This window comes from Paenibacillus sp. RC334 (genome assembly GCF_030034735.1).
In the GTDB taxonomy this organism is placed as follows: domain Bacteria; phylum Bacillota; class Bacilli; order Paenibacillales; family Paenibacillaceae; genus Paenibacillus; species Paenibacillus terrae_A.
This window is the reverse complement of the sequence record NZ_CP125370.1, coordinates 4608831-4622775: the sequence shown is the minus strand read 5'-3', so window position 1 is coordinate 4622775 and position 13945 is coordinate 4608831. Positions and strand designations below refer to the sequence as shown.

Sequence of the window (13945 nt, the reverse complement as noted above, 5' to 3'; positions counted from 1 at the left end):
ATATGATAAAATTTATATCGGAGTTCAACTTACTCCCGAATTCATATATCTCTAAGGGGGAGTTACTCACTATGGACAATATTAGTTATAAGGCTACTTCAGATACGGCTACCTATTCGGTTAAATCCAAACCACCCGGTAAGGCGGGTACATGGAAAGATTTTATAACAGTCACCAAGCCAGGCATTCTCCGCACTAATCTGGTTGCGGCATTTGGTGGTTTTTGGTTGGCCTCACAATGGGACGTTGACTATATAAAGCTGATTCTGACGTTGCTAGGTACAATGCTGGTTATGGCGTCTTCTTGTGTTTTTAATAACTATTTTGATCGTGAACTGGATTTGAAAATGGAGCGTACACGCAATCGCTCACTGCCAACAGGGCGTTTGACTCCCACAACGGTATTGTCATACGCTATTATTTTGGGTGTTGTCGGGCTGGCTGTACTGTTCTTTTTTTCTGGTGTCAAGGCAGGATTGCTCGGTATACTCGGCATGTTCGTATACGTCGGTATTTACACGCTTTGGCTGAAACGCTCATCCACATGGAGTACATCCATTGGCGGTATTTCGGGCGCAATGCCTCCTGTGATCGGCTATGTAGCCGCTTCGGGTCGTATTGACTTGGGCGCATGGCTCTTATTCGCCCTTTTGTTCCTATGGCAGCCTCCACATTTTTGGGCACTTGCAATCCGCAGGGTCGAAGAATACCGTGCAGCAGGATTTCCGTTGTTGCCTGTCGTGAAAGGTATTCACCGTACTAAAATTCAAATGATTCCTTATATCGTGTTGCTGATTCCGGTACCGATCCTGATGTATGCTTATGGATATGCTGGCATGATTTTTATGATCATTTCCGTATTGCTGTCCGTGCTCTGGGCCTTTTATGCCTTTAAAGGTTTTACCATTAAAGAAGAAGAGACGGATTCCTGGGCTAAAAAAGTATTTTTCTTTTCCATTAACCATCTGACACTCAGCTTTCTGCTGATGATCGTGGATACGGTTCACAAGTTCTAAGACAAGATATTTTTTAAAATTTTATTGCTGTGTAAAATTTAGCTGTCCATCAGGCATAAATCGGCCTGGCGGACAGCTTTTTTTGTGGATGGTTTTCATGACTAGGGTTCTCATAACTATAGAACAGGCGGGTATAAAATATACTCTTCCAGTCCTGCCTTTTCCAATTGGGCGATCACATATTCATCTGGTGTGCCTTCTACTCCTGCGTATCCTTTGCGGGTATACATATGATGCGCATCTGGAAAAGAGTCGGCAAGCACACCACGTATTTTTTTGCCTGAGCTGTCATTGTCCATAAATAAGTATATTTCTTCATGCTTGGCCTTCTTGCGGAGGGACTCCAGTTTTACTGAGTTTAGCGTGCCGAAGGTGCATAAGATATGAACCTCGGGATCAAGTAAACGACGAAGTTTACTGCGGTCATTTTTCCCTTCAACGATAACGGTAATCGTCATCTTGCTCACCCCCTGCTTAAAGCCTGTGCTCGAAATTCCCCGGGAAATGAAAGAATATGTGTATAGTGTAGCTCCAAACAGGGTTCTCATGCAAAAAAGCAACAAAACAGCCTGCCGGGAGTGGCAGGCATGGGTACAGGGCGGCATGTTAGGGCAATTCAGACATTAAATCCAGCAAGTACGGAGAATAATGACGAGCAGGATATAAAGAACGAGAATGGTGCCGGTCGAAGTCCCAAATCCACCACAAGAAACAGGGCTTACAGGATGACAGTGGCTCACGGAATGCACCTCCCTTCATACATAAATGTTCAGTCAAACCAGTCTATGTTGATAAGGGATTTAGGTACTGTGCATTCGCCTTTTTGTAAGGTTCTTTGGGCGTTACAGGGGGAGCATCTCAAACGATCTAGGAATGATACGGCCCTGAAGTAGACAGCGGCGGTGCCGGGAATAACCGTTGAATGGGAATGAACAGCAGGCCGGTCATCAAAATCAGAAAAGCGATAAAAAAAGGTGAAAAATGAACGGGGAGCTGGCCAGCCAGCACCGGTCCGGCAAAGGAGCCGAGAGACGTTGCAATGGATTGCATCGCAAAGGTTTTGCCCAAGCGTGCACCTCCAAGCCGTATAAAGAGTGAGGCCAGTGCTGGAAAAGTAATGCCTTTGGCTGTTCCCAGTATAAAGAGTACGATTCCAATCACGGACTCGGGCAAGGTGGCGAGGGCATAAAAGCACAGCGACATCAGTATGATGCCGCAAATCAGCCGTATCATCGGTGAATACTTGTTTAGAAAAAGCAGACTGAGTGTACAGAGCGCTCCCAGACTGATAATGGAAAAGAGCAGTCCCGTAGACATCATGGACGCAGTACCGTTATTGCGCAACGGGATTACGTAAAATAAAATGCCTTGTGCGCACGCCAAAACAAAAGGCACAAGCAGGTAACGCCAATTGAAGGGTAGAAGCGGTTGTGCCCCGGTCAGTGGAGCGGGTGCCGTATGTCCGTCAGATCGTTGAGCTAGGAGAGCGGGTGCCGTTTTGGGTAACGTAAAATAAGCCATGAGTCCTGTGATCACCAGAATGATGCCGAGGGAACGGAATGTCTCGCTAAAGCCAAAGCTGGCTACGATGAACGCGCCTGCCGCTGGAGACAGGACAGAGGCTAGCGTGTGAACGACGCCATGTCCCGACATATATTTGCCCTGCGTAACCGGGTGATCGGATAGCTGGGCGAGCATAGTCATGCAAGCCGGGGACAAAAAAGCCAGCACAAAGCCGCTGATGGCACGAAGAAAAAGCAGCTCCCACGGCGTATGAATATATGCCTGAATAATCAGGATGAGCCCTGCAGCTGTCAGACTGAACATAATATATCGGCGGCTGCCGTGTTTATCTACCCTTGGCCCCGCCATTAAATTACCGGGCAGATGAGTCAGGGAGTATATGCCCAACATCCAGCCGATAAAGGTGGGCGCTGCGCCCAGAGAGATGGCGAATGGTGTGAGAATAGGATATTGTGCGTGCAGATCAAAAAAAGCGATGAACAAAAACAGATACAGCCAGAGGGCTGTTTTCAAGTGGATGACCCCCTTTCCCTAGATAGACTTTCTAAGCTGCTATGTGGCATGAGCTCATTCTAAGTTGTACGCTGGAGTGGACGAACATAGACCCTTTTTGTGCGGACAAGGGGCGGAAAAGAGCTAAGCTGACAGGGAGTTATGTAATCATGTATAATTACAGAGACGATTTTACAATTCGAAAGATGCAGTTGAAAACGGGAGTGTAGTGAAATGGATAAGAGTGTCTGGACAGAATTTTTAAAACATAATTGGCAGATCGTTCAGGATAACTGGCTATATATATTAATTGGGCTTGTCCTATTGCTTGTCATATTGAAGATTGTGAGAACCCTTGTTAAATGGCTGCTTGTCATTGTGGTGGTTGTGGGCTTGCTAATCTACAGCGGTATTTCCTTTGATCAGGTCGGCAAGGTAGTTACCCAGGCGAAGGATGATGCGATTAACAAGTTTCAGAGCGAGGCCTTGAGCATGATGATCAAGGAAGGACGGGATGCGAAATACACCTCTAACGGAGACGGTACGTTTTCGGTAACCAGCTCCAACCTGGAGGTAAAAGGCCCGTTCGATGGTGATAAGGTCAAGGTATGGTTTCAAGGCATGCCGCTGGGCGAGTGGAGCATGAGCGACACCGTCAAGAAATATATCGAAAGTGCGAAAGGCTCGACTGTAACACAACAGTCGCCGCAGTCGCCGTAAAGACAGGGGGAGCATGATGAAACCATCCTGGCTGGAGCCTGTCCTTCATTGGAATGGCGTGACGGTGTTGTTGATCGTTATCGTTCTTTTGTCGTTAATACAGGGCTGGCGGCGGGGAGCTTCCAGATCTGTAGGTGCACTACTCAGTCTCATTGTGGATGGCATACTGACTGTTGCCGGAATTCTGTGCTCATTAGGGTTGGCTATGTGGCTTTCACCGAAGGTGCAGCAATGGCTGGCCGCTTATATGGAGCATTTGCCACAACGTGGACTGAGCGGAATTGAGCAATTTTATTATACGCTTGTAGCAGGGCTTGAGGGCTTTCCGCTGCTGCGTTTTGCCGTATTGTTCATGCTCAGCTATGCTGTCGCGCAATTTGTGCTGCGCGCGATTTATGTGATGGTGGTGGGTGGCAGATCGGATAACTCTCTACGTGAGCAGGAAAAGAAATCGGGCTTTTTCAGCAGGCTGGCGGGGGCCGGGATTGGTACCCTTATCGGTGGAGCACGTGCTGTGATGGTCATAGCGTTACTGTTTATAGGTGTAAGCTTATACCCGGACAGCGGGTTTAGCAGCTATGTTCAGGCTTCACCGATTTATAAACAAGGGGCGCAATCGGTCATTGAACCATTGTCCGGTACGCTGATTAAGGATAAACTGCCCGTATTTACGCAGGCCGTCACGAAGGAATTGAACGGCATTTTGCAGCGTAAATATGAAATGATTGACCGGGATATTCCGAACGATATTGAGCAGGCCGCGACCAAGATTACAGAGGGGGCAAGCGGCGATGAGCAAAAAGCCAGAGCGTTGTATCAGTGGGTAGGCACGCGTATTAGCTATGATTACGGCAAGGTGGACGCCTATGAGCAGCGTGGTGACTGGCATGAGCAGACTCCCAGAGATACGTTTGATACACGCAAGGGTGTCTGTATTGACTATGCCCGCCTCTATGCGGTGATGGCTCGTTCTCAGGGACTTCAGGTCAAGGTGGTGACCGGGCTTGGTTACAACGGGCAGGGAGGCTACGGTTCACATGCCTGGAATGAAGTGTACTTGAGTGGGCAGCATCAGTGGGTACCGTTAGACCCGACCTGGGCACAGAGTGGAGACTGGTTTAATCCGCCTGGTTTTGCCCAAACACATATCAAGGATAAAGTGATTTAAAAAGGAGTGGAAAAGGGCACATGAGAAAGATGGACAACGAGCAAGGAAAAGACAACGAGACGTCCGACCGAAAAAGATTCAGCTTCCGGATCAATCTGTTCTTTTTCAGCTCGTTCATTATATTTACGGTCATTATCGTAAGACTGGCGATACTTCAATTTGTGGAGGGCCCTCAGCTTAAGCAGCAGGAGGCCAGTAATGTTACCCAAAACGTACCGCTTACGCCGATTCGCGGAACAATTTATGATTCAACCGGGCAGAACAGACTGGCGTATTCTACACCTGTACAATCGCTGTATATCACGCTCTCCAAGAATTATAGTGACAGCGTGGAAGAAAAGCGTAATCCAGATAAAAAGCTGCTGCCTGAGCTGGAAAAGATGACACAAAAGCTGGCAAATCGATTTGCTCAATATGGCAATAAAGATGAGCCGAAAATGACGGCAGAGCAAATTATGGACGCTATGGACCGGAACTATCAACGGTTTAGCGGTTTTACGCCCCGCCTGATTAAAACCAATCTTAATAAAGATGAAGTTGCCTATTTCATGCAGCATAAAAGCGAGTTTCCAGGGTTAGATGTTGTTGAGGAAACTGTACGCCATTATGATCCTGATACGGTGGCTGTCCAAACAGTGGGTTACATTAAAAGCTATAAAAGTGCCCGTGAAAACCTGAAAAAATATAAAGACATTCAAAAATCCATGTCAGCAGAAAATGATCCGGGACTCATCTATATGGATAACGAATCTGTTGGTTTTGATGGACTGGAATTTCAATATCAGGAGCAGCTACGAGGGAAAAATGGCTACAAAACGGTCCCGATTGATCCGCGTAATATGCCGGAGGGTGTAGATTCCGTTACTCCTCCGCAGAAGGGAAACAACATTTATTCCACCATTAACAAAGAGATTCAGATTAAAACAGAAACCGCCATTATGGATCAATTAAGATGGTTGCATTCCCATGCTGTATCTGGCAAGACTCATCCTTATGCCAAGACAGGCTTTGCTGTAGCCATGGAAGTGGATACAGGGAATGTAGTGGCGATGGCCAGTATGCCGGATTATGATGCGAACTATTGGCAAACCGGAAATATATCATCAGATAACTACAAGAAAATTCAAAATGTATATTTGAATGGTACTATACGCTCCTTCGGCTCCGGTCAATCGGGTCAACATCCAGAGTCGGTTGTATTGCTCGGTTCCACGATCAAACCGCTATCTGTGTTGGTGGGCTTAGAGGAAGGTCTATTCAGTACATCGTCCTATTATCAGGATACGGGTGCTGCTTATTTTGGACGTAACAATTCGTCTCGGGTACGTAACTCTTCGGGTCATGTGTATGGCGGATTGGACCCGGCATCTGCTATTCGACATTCTTCGAATGCATTCATGGTCGATATGGTAGGCAAAAGACTATACAACAAATACATTAATAATGCCAAGGAAGATCAAGGTGTGAATGTATGGGACCGTTACATGAAGGAGTTTGGACTAGGTGTGTCTACGGGGGTAGATTTGCCAATGGAATATCCTGGGTTAAGAGAGTATGGACCTAGAAGCAAGGAGTCGTCACTGTCCAAGTTGGCGTATGCTTCTTTTGGTCAGCAAGGGAAATATACAACGCTCCAGCTTGCACAATATACAGCCGTGCTGGCTACCAAGGGCAAACGGATGGAGCCGCATTTGGTCAGTCAAATTAAAGATACCAACGGCAATGTAGTCCAAACGATTAAGCCGAAGGTGCTGAATGAAGTGAAATTCCCGGATGCTTACTGGAATGAAGTTATACGCGGGATGGCTACAGATGTCAGCGCATTTAATGGTTTTCCTTATGACTTCGCCCGCAAAACAGGTACATCTCAGCAAAGCGTAGGCGGGAAACTGAAGGATAACGGGGTATTTATTGCATTTGCACCACGAAAGAATCCGAAGCTGGCCGTAGCGGTCATTATTCCCGAAGGAGGTTTTGGCGCGACGAGCGCTGGACCTGTGGCACGTAAAATCTTTGATGCCTATGATGAAGTTTATGGATTGGACGGAGTACCTAAGAAAAAGGATGCTACAACATCCAATTCCAATGCAATCAAACAGCCATAATAACGTACTACGTATAATTTTATTTAAGCTTTTCTTGGCCTTTGTGCTGAGAGGAGCTTTTTTTATGATATTTATATGTTTTCTTACAAAATTGTAACTACTAAATTCATCGTTATTTACCACTATTATGGTAGGATCAGGGATATGATAACCCGGTGAAAGGAGTAATGACCTGCTAATATGGACAGAGGCAGTTTGGATAAGAAGTTTTCATTCAAAAAGAAAAGCCATGAAGAAAATGAAGAGGCACAAAAAAAGCGGACGGTTTTTCGGACTAATCTTCTTTTTTTCAGTGTTTTTGTGTTATTTGCCATTATCTTTACCAGACTAGCGGTCTTACAGTTTGTGCAATCGGCAGAGCTGAAGGAGCAGCAGCAATCCGTAAATACGAAAAATGTCCCGTTAGCCCCGAGACGCGGCACGATTTATGACTCTACGGGTCTCGTCAAGCTGGCGTATTCAACTCCGGTACAGTCGCTGTATGTGACCTTACCCAAGGATTATAGCAAACGAGCAGAAAAAGACCGTAAGCCGGGAAAAAAGCTGCTCCCCGAGTTTAATACTTTTGCTGAAAAGCTTGCTGTCAAGCTGAATGAGTTAGGAAGTACAGAGGGCGAGCAGCTTGATGTAGAGAAAATTAAGGAACGGCTGGACAAGGACTACACTCAATACAGGGGCTTTACTCCGCGCTTGGTCAAAGCTGACTTGAATCGGGAGGAAATCGCATATTTTCTGGAGCATCGGCAGGAGTTTCCCGGAGTAGAAGTTGTGGAGGAGAGTGTGCGCCATTATGACCCGGATCGGGTGGCGGTGCAAACGATTGGATATATGTACAAGTTCAAAGGAGCACGTACCAATCGGCCAAAATACAAGGAGATATATCAAGCCAATTCGGAGGTCCTAAGACCCGAACAGGTTTACTCGGAAAGTGAGACCGTCGGATATGATGGCTTGGAGCTTCAGTATCAGGATGAGCTGAGAGGAAAAAACGGCTATAAAACTATAGAGGTAAATCCGCGTAGCATGCCAGAAGGCATTGAATCCATTACTCCTCCGAAAAAAGGATACCATCTGTATTCCACCATTAACAAGGAAATTCAGCAAAAAACAGAACAAGCGATTGTTGATCAGCTTCGTTGGCTTCATACCCATCCGGTATCGGGTAAGCTCCACGGCGATGCCACTACCGGCTTCGCTGTAGCGATGGAGGTCGAGACAGGGAATGTCGTAGCGATGGCCAGTATGCCGGACTATGACTCCAATGTATGGAAAACGGGAAGTACATCGCCTTCGGTATATGACGAAATTCAGCATAAAATGGGGAATGGAACGATTAAATCCGTACCTAGTGGAAAAGCGGGTCCGCATCCAGAATCCTCGGTGCTGCTGGGTTCAACCATTAAACCCCTAACCGTGCTGATCGGGTTGAAGGAAAACTTATTTTCTCCCGGACAAACTTATCTGGATACGGGGAGCGCATACTATGGTAAAAATCGATCAAGCCGGGTCGGTAATTCGAGTGGACATGTATATGGTCCTCTGACACCTAGCAAGGCAATTGAGTTCTCGTCGAATACTTTCATGGTGGATATGATTGGCAAGCCGCTGTATGACAAATACGGAAGTAATGCAGGGGTGCATCAGGGCATTGATGTATGGGACAAGTATATGAAAGAATTTGGATTAGGCGTACCGACTGAAGTCGATCTGCCGGGCGAGTGGGCAGGCAGACTTGAGTATACGAGCAAGCATGAAAGTGCGCTGACACGCTTGGTACAGGCATCCTTTGGTCAACAGGGGAAATATACGGCGATGCAGCTTGCCCAGTATACAACTGTACTGGCAACAAAGGGCAAGCGCATGCAGCCGCATTTGGTCAGTAAAATTGTGGATGATCAGGGCAACCTCGTGCGTGAGTTCAAGCCCAAGGTGCTGAATGAGGTCGCTTTTTCAGATACGTACTGGAATACGGTGATTCGCGGTATGGCTACGGATGTTAAAGCATTTAACGGGTTTCCGTATGATTATGCCCGTAAAACGGGGACTTCTCAGCAGGTGGTGGGACGTGCGGTTAAAGATAACGGGGTGTTCATTGCTTTTGCTCCGCGTCAAAATCCGAAGCTGGCCGTCGCGGTCATTATTCCTGAAGGGGGCTTTGGCTCGACGAGCGCCGGGCCTGTGGCACGTAAAATATTTGAAGCTTATGACGAGGTTTACGGGTTGGATGGTACACCAAAAAAGCCGCAGGCAGCGAAATGAGGACTTGAATTCTTTTGTGGGCTTCTCTTTTTCATGGTAAAATGTCGTTGGACATAAGGGACATACAGGAGGAAGAGAACCCATGGGAGAAAACCGATATAAATACAAGCTGCTTGCGCTCGACATGGATGGAACTTTATTGAACGACAATCATGAAATTACGCTGGAAACGATCAACTGGATTAACAAGGCGATTCAAGAGGGGATTCACGTGTGCTTGTCTACCGGGCGGGCGGCGATGCATGCCTTGCCTTACGGGCAACAGCTCGGCCTGGATACGCCTATGGTAACGGTAAACGGCAGCGAGGTATGGAAATCCCCGCATGAACTGTGGCGCCGTTATTTGCTTGATAAGGAGCTAGTTCGGGAAATGCACCGGATTGCTGTAGAAACCGGGTCCTGGTTCTGGGCATACTCCACTGAGGAATTATTTAACAGAGATCGTTGGCCGGATACATTGGATACACAGGAATGGCTAAAATTTGGTTATAATACGGAAAATGACGAAATTCGTCATCAAATTTTGCTCAAGCTTCAGGACATGGGTGGACTTGAAATTTCCAATTCATCCATGACGAACTTGGAAATCAACCCGGCTGGTATATCGAAGGCCAGTGGGATTGCTGAAGTATGCGATTTGCTTGGAATTACAATGGAACAGGTAGTTGCAGTGGGGGATAGTTTGAATGATTTGGCTGTGATTCAAGCGGTTGGACTGGGTGTTGCGATGGGTAATGCACAGGATACGGTAAAAGAAGCGGCTGATCTGGTCGTAGCTTCGAACAATGAAGATGGCATCGTTGAAGTTATCCGCGATTATGTACTTGTCTAAGAGAACGAATGATGAAGCATATAGGATAATAATTGGACGAGAAGGAGGGAGCCAATGGACGTTGTAGGCTGGATTATTATTGTGGCGCTGTTCATTGTTGGCATGGCAGGGGCGGTATACCCCGTATTGCCAGGGGCGCTCGCCATCTATTTTGCATTTTTTGTGTACGGCTGGTTTTTCTCGTTTGCTCCTTATAACGCATGGTTTTGGATCATACAGACGCTTATCGTCGTTGCACTATTTGTTGCAGATTATGCCGTCACTGCGTGGGGGGTCAAACGATTTGGCGGCTCGCGTCTGTCCACGATCCTTAGTACCATCGGGATTATTATCGGCCCTTTTGTTATTCCGGCATTTGGTCTGATTCTAGGGCCGTTTATTGGCGCTGTGCTGGGTGAACTAATTAACAAGGCCCCGCTGGATCGAGCGATTAAAGTGGGCTTTGGTTCTGTATTAGGGCTGTTTACCAGCACCGTGATGAAAGTAATTTTACAGCTTGTCATGATTCTTGTATTCTTGATTTGGGTGTTTTAGTTTAACATCCTAGGCTTGTGATTTGCAGAGACAGAATCGACATGCGGCTCCGCACCGGTGATGGCTCAGGCCATGACTGCTTTGCGGAGCTTTTGCATGCGTGTCAACAGCAAGAAAGAAGGGAACGCATTTTGTCCAATAAAGAAACATTTCTTAGAGGCACGCTTATTTTAGCCGCAGCCGCCTTGGTGGCGAGAGTGCTGGGTCTGGTGCAGCGAGTTCCGTTAGAGCATTTGCTTGGTTCCGTAGGGAACGCCTCGTTTACGATTGCGAACAATGCTTATTTGATGTTGCTCACGGTGGCTACAGCAGGTATTCCAAGCACGTTGAGCAAAATGGTCTCCGAGCGTTATGCGCTGAATCGGCCTTCAGAAGCACGACGTGTGTACCATGCGGCGTTGCTGTTTGCGGCGGCGGCTGGCATTATCATTACGGTGGTGCTGTATTTTGGCGCGCCTTATTTTGCCGAGCATGTGGCGGGAGTTCCGCAGTCGGCCTTGGCTATTCAGGCATTGGCACCTGCCTTGCTGCTGTTTCCCGCCATTGCCATGATGCGCGGGTACTTCCAGGGGCGAGGTAACATGACCGCAGGTGGTATTTCACAAATTGTGGAGCAGGTCGCACGGGTGGCTACTGCTATTTTGCTCGCCTTTATTATTTTGAAGCTCGGTTATGGAGATCGCGAGGTTGCGGCCGGGGCATCGTTCGGGGGTGTCATGGGAAGCATTGGCGCACTGGCGGTCATGCTGTATTACACGGTGAAAATGCGTCGCCAGGATCGTCAGGATCGACAAGAGCAATTCCATGAGGAAAGCTCGGCACTGCCGATGATGCGCATTTACAAAGACATTTTTACGCTGTCTATTCCAATTGTATTGTCTTCTTTGACGGTTCCGGCCGTTAACTTTATTGATACGTCGATTGTGGTCAGACTGTTATCCGTCCAAATCGGCTTGGATCAGGCAACGACCCAGTTGGGTTATTTGGGAGCACGTGCGCAGAGTGTGGCGGGAATTCCGCCGATTTTGGCTATCGCGCTCAGTCAATCGCTCATTCCGATCATTTCGGCAGCCTTTGCCCGCAAGGATGAACAGCATTTGCAAAATCAGATGACGCTGGCCTTGCGTATCTCTATTTTGACCGGAATGCCGATTGTGCTGGCCTTGTGTGTAACCGCCTATTCCATCAATGGTTTACTGTTTAGCTCGCTTGGAGGCAGCGGGATTATCGCTGTTCTGACACTCGGAACGATATTCCAGATCACGATGATGACCTCCAACTCAATTCTGATCGGTATGGGCAAACCACGTATTTCAATGGTTAATGTTATGGTCGGTATCGTGGTTAAGTTTCTGGCGAGCTGGCTGCTGGCTGGCTGGCTTGGAATTTACGGCATCATTGCCGCAACCGGATTATGTTTCCTCGTGATTACGCTGCTGAATTTGCGTGTGCTCAAAGGCATCGTATCTTTCTCCATCATGGGCCGTCGCTGGGCAGGCTTTCTGACTGCAGTCGTGCTCTCGGGAGTCATTGGATATGGTGTGAATGAGGCTTGTATTCTGCTGGTTCATATCATGCCTGCACGTGTGGCCTTCTTCATCGCATGCTGTACTGCCGGTGCGGCTGTACTGGTATGCTATCTGGTGCTGTTGGTCGTACTACGCGTACTGCGCCGGGACGAGCTGGGTAACTACCCGCGTGTGTTGCAAAAGGTACTGCGTCCACTGATGCGTCTCCAGCGTGAGTCCACAGGACAACGAGGCTAAAAGAAGTAAAGGCAGCCCCCCAGCTTTTTTAGTGGAAAGGCCGCAGGCTGGCATGAGCGTCATGGGCCATCGCTGTTTTTTGGATGCCATGGCGGTGCTCATGCCGCATGGCAAATAACAGCGGTCGCTTTGGTTCGCTGAGATGCCCAAGTGTGGATCCGTCCTGAAACCAGTCGTAACGGGGGATCGGATCATAAGCGGTATCCGACCAGACGGCGTTCAGCTCGGGGCTGTACAGGCGTTGTCCTTGCGGTAGCCATTCATGCGCCAGGAGCGCTGCACTCTCTTCAGGGGAGCGCAGCGCTTTTTGTTTGTCCGGAGTGAACAGTCCCGGCCAATAGTCGCTGCGTGAGCCAGTGTGGGGCACCCTGGTAGCGAATGCTGTTACTTGGTCCAGCACCTGCTGGTGTCCGAACAGCATGGCATACAGGCTTTTACCAAAGCCAATCCGTTCATCCAGATGGCCAAAGCGCTCCATTATAAGTCCGGCGAGCCCCCCGTTTAGTCCGAGCGGAAATATGATCTGATTCAACTGGAGCCAATCATGCAAATAAAAGCCTGGTTTGTGCGTCACAAATTTTTGGAAATATGGATCTTTCACTACCCGGCCTTCAATATAGTTTTGTTCATTGATGATGAGGGCTACGCTTAAGAGAGAGCTGTCCCGCCAAGCCCAGAAACGTTCCCAGAAGGGTCTCATGAATGGTGATACATGAAAATGGGGCAGCAAATGAAAACAGCTTCGGCCCAAATGACGGCTGTGCATGTATAGCTGCAGCTGCGGGTAGGCGTCCTGAAAAATAAGGGCATTGCAGCGCTCCAGCAGCCGATATAACCATTCCTTCTCTTGTTCGCCGAACAGACTGTCGATCAGACCGCCCTTCAAATCGGTCATGTTATAGCCACCATTGCGAGAAACCAGGTGAGCCAGCAGCGCCCAATGCAACTCGGGGTAGCCATGATAGCACTCCAGGTAAGCGGCTGTACGGGTGATGTTGCTGCGATTCTCTTGTGCCGTATCGTTCTTGATCCGCTCGACCAGCTCGCAGTCCGTTTCACATAAGGGCATATTCAGAGAAGAGGGACGGGATGCAGGTCCATTTACCAGCATCAGCGCTTCGGCTTCATCCATGGCGGTCTGTGCGGTATGATAATCCCATGGTAACTCACGTAGCGGATAGCGCAGTTTGCGGGACTCGGTCCAGGCCGCCCGCTTGCCTTCCCACGCTTCCTCCGCAACACGTGGTACGGAACCGAGCAGCTTTAGCCCACCCTGTAGCTGACGTGATGCCACATGGAACCATTCGGTGAGAGACATACTTGATAACCTCCTTTCAATGATGAGAACACTCCGTACCCGTTAAGTATACGGGGATGCTCAAAGTGTGTTCTTAAGTTATATGATTAGTATGTCTCGATGGCAGGGCTTCCAATCGGTGATACGAGAATAATAGGGGAGTGTGCAAAAGCGCCACTTGGCGTTACAATAGAGAGCACAAGCTCTTTTATACAAACAGAATTGAAGGAGG

Annotated in this window: 12 protein-coding genes; 8 read left to right on the top strand and 4 right to left on the bottom strand. The window is 48.1% G+C overall.

The window, feature by feature from the left end; translation table 11 throughout:
• Nucleotides 1–71: 71 nt before the first annotated feature.
• Nucleotides 72–1016, top strand: coding sequence for a heme o synthase (cyoE, locus tag QMK20_RS21245; protein ID WP_283653202.1), 945 nt, complete (start codon nucleotides 72–74; stop codon nucleotides 1014–1016).
• A gap of 116 nt (nucleotides 1017–1132) precedes the next feature.
• On the opposite strand, the gene QMK20_RS21240 is transcribed toward cyoE, so the two are convergent.
• The 3 genes from QMK20_RS21240 to QMK20_RS21230 all read right to left on the bottom strand — a co-directional run bounded on the left by QMK20_RS21240 (nucleotide 1133) and on the right by QMK20_RS21230 (nucleotide 3053).
• Complete coding sequence (locus QMK20_RS21240) at nucleotides 1133–1474, bottom strand: toprim domain-containing protein (RefSeq protein ID WP_283653201.1); 342 nt, start codon at nucleotides 1472–1474, stop codon at nucleotides 1133–1135.
• 165 nt (nucleotides 1475–1639) lie between these two features.
• Nucleotides 1640–1756, bottom strand: a complete 117-nt coding sequence (locus QMK20_RS21235) for a sporulation protein YjcZ (RefSeq protein WP_235332204.1) — start codon at nucleotides 1754–1756, stop codon at nucleotides 1640–1642.
• Nucleotides 1757–1883: 127 nt separating this feature from the next.
• Nucleotides 1884–3053 carry an MFS transporter gene (locus QMK20_RS21230; protein ID WP_283653200.1) on the bottom strand — a complete coding sequence of 390 codons (1170 nt, stop codon included), beginning with the start codon at nucleotides 3051–3053 and terminating at the stop codon, nucleotides 1884–1886.
• Between the two features lie 213 nt (nucleotides 3054–3266).
• On the opposite strand from QMK20_RS21230, the gene QMK20_RS21225 reads away from it, so the two are divergent.
• The 7 genes from QMK20_RS21225 (at nucleotide 3267) to QMK20_RS21195 (ending at nucleotide 12416) form a co-directional block, all read left to right on the top strand.
• The gene (locus QMK20_RS21225; protein ID WP_044645433.1) at nucleotides 3267–3752 is read left to right on the top strand and encodes a hypothetical protein; all 486 of its coding nucleotides are present in this window, start codon (nucleotides 3267–3269) and stop codon (nucleotides 3750–3752) included.
• A 16-nt stretch (nucleotides 3753–3768) separates the two neighbouring features.
• A complete protein-coding gene (locus QMK20_RS21220) occupies nucleotides 3769–4920 on the top strand; it encodes a transglutaminase domain-containing protein (RefSeq protein ID WP_283656323.1) in 1152 nt (383 codons plus the stop codon).
• Nucleotides 4921–4940: 20 nt separating this feature from the next.
• Nucleotides 4941–7025 carry a peptidoglycan D,D-transpeptidase FtsI family protein gene (locus QMK20_RS21215; RefSeq protein WP_283653199.1) on the top strand — a complete coding sequence of 695 codons (2085 nt, stop codon included), beginning with the start codon at nucleotides 4941–4943 and terminating at the stop codon, nucleotides 7023–7025.
• 180 nt (nucleotides 7026–7205) lie between these two features.
• Complete coding sequence (locus QMK20_RS21210; RefSeq protein ID WP_283653198.1) at nucleotides 7206–9284, top strand: peptidoglycan D,D-transpeptidase FtsI family protein; 2079 nt, start codon at nucleotides 7206–7208, stop codon at nucleotides 9282–9284.
• A gap of 82 nt (nucleotides 9285–9366) precedes the next feature.
• The gene (locus tag QMK20_RS21205; RefSeq protein ID WP_283653197.1) at nucleotides 9367–10116 is read left to right on the top strand and encodes a Cof-type HAD-IIB family hydrolase; all 750 of its coding nucleotides are present in this window, start codon (nucleotides 9367–9369) and stop codon (nucleotides 10114–10116) included.
• 54 nt (nucleotides 10117–10170) lie between these two features.
• The gene (locus QMK20_RS21200) at nucleotides 10171–10650 is read left to right on the top strand and encodes a DUF456 domain-containing protein (protein ID WP_283653196.1); all 480 of its coding nucleotides are present in this window, start codon (nucleotides 10171–10173) and stop codon (nucleotides 10648–10650) included.
• Between the two features lie 131 nt (nucleotides 10651–10781).
• Nucleotides 10782–12416 carry a putative polysaccharide biosynthesis protein gene (locus tag QMK20_RS21195; protein ID WP_283653195.1) on the top strand — a complete coding sequence of 545 codons (1635 nt, stop codon included), beginning with the start codon at nucleotides 10782–10784 and terminating at the stop codon, nucleotides 12414–12416.
• A 28-nt stretch (nucleotides 12417–12444) separates the two neighbouring features.
• Here QMK20_RS21195 and QMK20_RS21190 read toward each other — a convergent pair whose 3' ends face one another.
• Entirely contained in the window at nucleotides 12445–13734 is a 1290-nt protein-coding gene (locus QMK20_RS21190; protein ID WP_283653194.1) for a DUF2515 family protein, read from the bottom strand.
• Between the last annotated feature and the right edge of the window lie 211 nt (nucleotides 13735–13945).